Origin of the sequence: Thalassotalea sp. PP2-459 (genome assembly GCF_001913705.1) — a bacterium.
Classification (GTDB): Bacteria; Pseudomonadota; Gammaproteobacteria; order Enterobacterales; family Alteromonadaceae; genus Thalassotalea_C; species Thalassotalea_C hakodatensis.
In genome coordinates this window covers 1-5,864 of the sequence record NZ_MKQD01000075.1, presented here as the reverse complement: position 1 = coordinate 5,864, position 5,864 = coordinate 1, and the positions used below count along the sequence as shown (strand labels likewise).

The following is a 5,864-nucleotide window of genomic DNA, read 5'->3' as shown; positions in this document are numbered from 1 at the left end:
CATTCAGCGAGAATTAAACGCTTTAGAGGCACGGCGTTGATTGCAGAGAATGGTTATTCAGGAGAACGTGCTCCTGCGTTCTCTAATAAGCTACCTCCTTGTAGCGTCCTTGTTAAAATCAACAACACAGGCTATGAAGCGTTTAAACTCGCCCTTTGGGAGCGTGTTAAAGGCGCGATAATTGCGCAAAACGTGTTTGATGTAGAACAACTATACCTGCACACGTTTCGCTTATTCTCCCACCGCTGACATCGCTCTGAACTGACTTAATCTTTATGCGAATTGGTATAAGATCCCCTATTGTGTCACGCTTAATCGTCGTGCCGTTAAATCGGCAGTAACAGTTTTAACAAGTTGAGTATTTAACGGATAAAAAATCATTAAACCAGCTCCTGCAAAGGCGAACGCAGCTGGTACCCAGCTCATTAGAATTTGCATGCCCGGTAAAGCTGCTGACACGGTTGTAAGATCCATGCCGTTGTAACCATAATTGGCCAGAATAACTAACACTAACGCGCCGGCAAAGCCTCCCCCTGTTTTTTGTACAAATGTGCCCGCCGAATATATCAACCCCGTCGCTCTTCGATGGTTTTTCCATTCAGAATAATCAGCACTATCACCTAACATAGTGAAAAACAATGTGGGTAGCATTGCAGCGAAAAATTCAGACATACAACCAATGATAAATATCCCTGCCACACTTCCTTGTGGCACCCAATACAAAGCCACGGTAAATAAACCACTGATGGTCAACGCTATTATGAATAAACGTTGTTTTCCTAACCTTGTTGCTAAAGGGCTGGTTGCCAAAGCACCTAATATTGACACGACTAATAGCGCGACAAAATATTTTCCTGTCAGTAGCTCATCACCCATATAGTATTTGAAATAATAAGCAATTACGCCATACTTAATGCCGTTATACATCATGGTAATAAAGCCCATGCCGAGCATAATCAACCATGGTTTATTGGTTAACAAATCAACCATATCGCGCTGTGTACCAGTTAATCGCTCTGCAGGGATCGCCAGTAACTTTTTAACCACAAGCCACATGCCAATCAACACACAGAAGAAAAAGATACCGCTATAAATTCCACGATAATAAAAAAATAGTGTTGCGGCCAAAAGCGGTAAGATAATAAAAGGTAAGTTTTTTAGTAAGTCGGTTAGTTCTCGGCCTAAGGATAGTTTCCTTTCTGTAGCTAAACTTACTCGCTCTTTCGTAGTAGCAAACGTAATCACCATTAAAGCGATTAGTAATGCTGCAAAAACATACATGGTTAATTGATATCCTTGCGCATCATCACCTTGACCAAAGTAAGCAACAAGATCGGGCAAGAAGCCCATTACCAACAAACCACCAGCAAATGCGCCAGCTAATCGATAACTAGAAAGACTCGTTCTTTCTGTATCACATGGTGTGATAACCCCCATTAATGCAGAATACGGCACGTTATTGATGGTATACGCTAATGTTAAGCCAATATAGGTTATATAGGCGTATATCAGTTTACCAGTATCCGAAAAATTTGGCGTGGTAAAACAAAGTACCATCAATAATCCAAGTGCAGGAGCAGACCATAAAATCCATGGTCTAAATTTCCCCCACCGAGTTTCTGTACGATCGGCAATCATGCCCATAATGATGTCAGTGACACCATCGGATAAGCGAACCACGAGAAATAACATGGCCGCAGCGGCAGCGCTAATACCATAAGTATCAGTATAAAACACCGCTAAATATGCTAAAGCTCCTCTCCATACAAGGTTTGCTGCAGCATCTCCTACGGCATAACCGAGCTTCTCTCCGATCGCTAATTTATGCATAATATTCCTAGATTAATTTTTACGGCTAGTCATTAACTCGCGATATGCTAAGCCACTTTTTTTAATGGTGCGTTGTTGAGTTTGATAATCAACATAAACAATACCAAAACGTTTTAAATACCCCTCTGCCCACTCAAAATTATCCATCAAGCTCCAAGCAAAATAACCCTTAACAGGAACCCCTGATTCTATGGCAACATTTACTGCATTTAAGTGACGTTGATAATAACTAATACGACGCTGATCGTTTACTACACCTTCTTCAATTTCATCATCAATACTAGCACCGTTTTCTGTGATATAAATTGCCGGTGGTTGGTAACGAGTATTTAGGTCAATCAACAAATCAGTAAATGCTTGAGGGTAAACTTCCCACCCAATATCAGTCCGTTCTACATCAGGCAACGCTACTTCTTTAAAGCCTTCTTTTTCATCGGCTTCATATATAGCTCGGGTATAGAAATTCACCCCAAGAAAGTCAATCTCATGGGAAATAATCGCCATATCCCCTTCAAGAATATCGGGCAAATGTGCTTTTGGTAATGAATCGATTAATGCAGGATATTCACCATCAAAAATAGGTTTGGCGTACCAATAATTATGGTATTCATTCGCCATTTCAGTCGCTTTGATATCTGCCATACTTTTGCTTGCGGGATATCCTGGGGTAAAGTTAAGAACAATCCCGTTTAATGTGTTTGGGCTTTCTTTGGCGAGTACCTGCATTGCCAGTCCATGGGCTAGTAATAAATGATGAGCTGCTTTTCTTCCATATTCTTTTCCTACTATACCTGGCGCATGCACACCAATTTCATAACCTAAATAAGCACTACAAAAAGGCTCATTCAATGTGGCGTAAGCATAGACACGATCGCCAAATGCCTTAACAACTTCTGATGTGTACTGTTGAAATTTGTATGCCGTTTGACGATTTAGCCAACCGCCTTGATCTTCCAAGTATTGCGGCAGATCCCAATGATATAATGTGACAAATACCTTTATATTCTTTTCGTTTAAGCGATCAAGTAATTGTATGTAAAACGCCATGCCTTCTTGATTTACACTGCCGTCTTCATCCATGACCCTTGGCCATGAAATTGAAAGTCGGTATGCGTCAACACCTAACGACTCAATTAACTCAACATCATCTTGCCATCGATGAAAATGATCACAGGCAACTGAACCATCTGAACCATCTATAATTTTACCTTCAGTAGCACAAAAAGTATCCCATATACATGGAGCGCGATTTTCAATTCCTCCTTCTATTTGAAATGAAGCCGTTGCTACGCCATAGGTAAATGTTGATGATAACATTGAAGAGTTTTTAGGAAGCGTGAATGCCATGTATTGTTAACCTTACTATTTACTAAATAACTTTAAAAGCGCTGATAATTGGCAATTATGCAATCTTTAATAGCCGTGAAGTTCATAACAATGTAAGCGCTTACATTATTATATAGAGATATTATGTAAAGTAGGATGTAAAAGCAACAATATTTTAATGTAATAGCAATAATCCCACTAAAGTTTTAGCTTTATAACCCACCAGAATAATATAACGTTGTGCGTTTAATTTGGTATTGCTGCATTTACAGCCTTTTGATAATTAAAATTATCAATAAACGTAGATAGTTGTTCAAATGGTAATGGTTTAGAAAAATAAAAGCCTTGTATATAATCACAACCTAACTCTTCTAACCAATGCACTTGTTCTATACTTTCAACCCCTTCAGCAACCACTTGTTTACCAAGTGCTTTACTCATGGCTATTATGGTAGAAACAAGTATTTTATCGTCAGGGCTTTCACTCATATCACCGATAAATGATTTATCGATTTTAATAAAATCTAATGGAATACGTCGAATATAATTTAACGAGGAATAACCAGTGCCAAAATCATCAAGCGCTATTTTACAGCCGGCCTCACGTAACTGATTAAATAACATTTCATTATTACGTTTTTCTGGAGCTAAAGCACTTTCTGTCAGCTCAAAACAGATATCACTAGGTTGTAAACCATACATGTTAATCATCATTAACCAATAGGCATTTTCATTTTGATTAAGTGGTATTTCATACACAGATCGATTCACATTGAACACGATATCTTGATAGCCTAAACTCTTCAATTTTTTCAACTGTAAGCAAGCTTCAGACAGTACAAACTCTCCAAGCGGTTTAATTAAATTGTTTTTTTCTGCTAAGGGAATGAATTCAACGGGCGAAACCCATCTACCGTTATTATTCCAACGCAGTAATGCTTCAAATTTTGTGACTTGTTTTAACTGAGTTGACACAATGGGTTGAAACACTAAAGTCAGTTTACGTTCTTTTAAAGCCTTCTCTAAGTCTGCTTTCATTTGAATTTGATAGCGAGCGATGTTTTCCATTTCTTGTGTGAAATAACTCGATGAATTTCGACCATTCTCTTTCGCATGAGACATTGCTCTTTCAGCTTTTTTCATCAAGCTACTTGCTTGAAGTGTGTTGTCTGAAAAAGTAATAATGCCTACACTTAAGGTGCAATTGATAACATGTTCATCAACATAAAAAGGTTTACTAAATTCAATCAGTATTCGAGCGACAAAATCATCGATTTCGCTTCGTTCATTTACATTATTAAGTAATATCGCAAAGCCATCACCGGTGATACGTGCTAAGCTATTTTCCGGTTTGATAAACCGAGTGAGGCGTTCAGCCACTTTAATTAATAATGCATCGCCGCAATCATGGCCGTATACATCATTTACTTCTTGAAAAAGGTCTAAGTCCATTACCAATAATGCGGACTCAAAACTTGCAATAGCTTTCGCATTTATGACTTTAGTTAACTGTTCTAAAAATTTATAACGATTAGCAATTCCTGTTAGTAAGTCGTAATTTGCTTGCTGGTAAATTTTATCTTCTGCCGCCTTACGTTCAGAAATATCAAAGAAAAAAGCGACATAATTTTCTATTTCATTATATTCATTTCTAATGGTATTAATTGACAACCATTCTGGAAATTCTTCACCACTTTTTTTACGGTTACTTAGCTCACCAGACCAGCTACCTTTGGTTTGTATATCAGCCCACATTTTTTGATAAAAGCTTTCAGGCTGCCTATAGGCACTTAATATTTTTGGATCTTTCCCAGCTACTTCTCTATAGCTATAACCCGTCATACGAGTGAACGCTTTATTCACGCTAATGATCTTATTTTTCTTATCGCAGATCATAATAGCTTCTTTACTTTCTTCTATGATTTCATTGCGAGTACGTAGCTCGATCATCACTTTTTGTTTTTCTAATTCTTTGTTAATTAAACCGCTAAAGAGTAAAAACAGCGATGTGATCTCTTCTTGGTTATCAAATTGATCACAAAATAGCGCAACTAAAATGCTATGAGCTTTAGTGTCATCGTCTATTAATGGCACCCCCACATAGCCTTCAATGCCCATGTCTTCAAGTAATTGATCATTTGGGTATGCCGATTGAACACCAGAAGGAAAGGCACAAACATCTCCTTCTCCCACGATTTCACAAGGTGTAGATTTTAGTTGATAACTAAAGTTTTCAATAACTTCTTGCTGTGTAGCTAATGAAAGAGTGGTCGCTGTAGTGTTACCCGTATTTAACTGTGCAACAAACACATAATCAGCATTTATCGCTTTTGCTAATGACACACAAATCACATCGATATAATTGGTTGAGGCAGAAGTTGATAGATTATCAATAATTGATTTAATTTTTTCTTCTACCACTGCTACAGCTCCAATACAAATAAGATAATAATAACATTTAACCTTGTACGCTTTTTAACTGCACTTTTCAATATTATTACGCCAACAATAGATTCAGATCATGTTTTTCACGATTATTCGCCGCTTATGGATTATTAATTCAGGGGCTTTAATCATGGTACTATTAGAGTTTGTTCGCCAAACGAAAAACCGTCGCAAATGCGACGGTTTTTGATTCAGTCCAGAGTTGTTCGATTAGAACTTAACGCGTGTACCTACAGTCCAACGTGCTTCATAAACGTTTTGGA

4 protein-coding genes are annotated in these 5,864 nt (G+C 37.8%); 1 reads left to right on the top strand and 3 read right to left on the bottom strand.

The genetic code is table 11. The features are described from left to right. Positions 1–249, top strand: a 249-nt coding sequence (locus BI291_RS16460) for a hypothetical protein (protein ID WP_368482979.1), incomplete at its 5' end; no start/stop codon positions are given. 48 nt (positions 250–297) lie between these two features. Here the strand turns inward: BI291_RS16460 and BI291_RS16455 are convergent. The 3 genes from BI291_RS16455 to BI291_RS16445 all read right to left on the bottom strand — a co-directional run bounded on the left by BI291_RS16455 (position 298) and on the right by BI291_RS16445 (position 5,577). Further along, a complete protein-coding gene (locus BI291_RS16455) occupies positions 298–1,830 on the bottom strand; it encodes an MFS transporter (protein WP_074500195.1) in 1,533 nt (510 codons plus the stop codon). Between the two features lie 12 nt (positions 1,831–1,842). Then, on the bottom strand, positions 1,843–3,177 hold the full coding sequence (locus BI291_RS16450; RefSeq protein WP_074500192.1) for a GH1 family beta-glucosidase: 1,335 nt from the start codon (positions 3,175–3,177) through the stop codon (positions 1,843–1,845). A gap of 225 nt (positions 3,178–3,402) precedes the next feature. Continuing rightward, complete coding sequence (locus BI291_RS16445; protein ID WP_074500190.1) at positions 3,403–5,577, bottom strand: bifunctional diguanylate cyclase/phosphodiesterase; 2,175 nt, start codon at positions 5,575–5,577, stop codon at positions 3,403–3,405. Positions 5,578–5,864: the final 287 nt, after the last annotated feature.

What these genes read in the sequence shown, in the direction of transcription:
- BI291_RS16455 (WP_074500195.1), bottom strand. Translation starts at nt 1,830, where the DNA reads ATGCATAAATTAGCGATCGGAGAGAAGCTCGGTTATGCCGTAGGAGAT.
- BI291_RS16450 (WP_074500192.1), bottom strand. Translation starts at nt 3,177, where the DNA reads ATGGCATTCACGCTTCCTAAAAACTCTTCAATGTTATCATCAACATTT.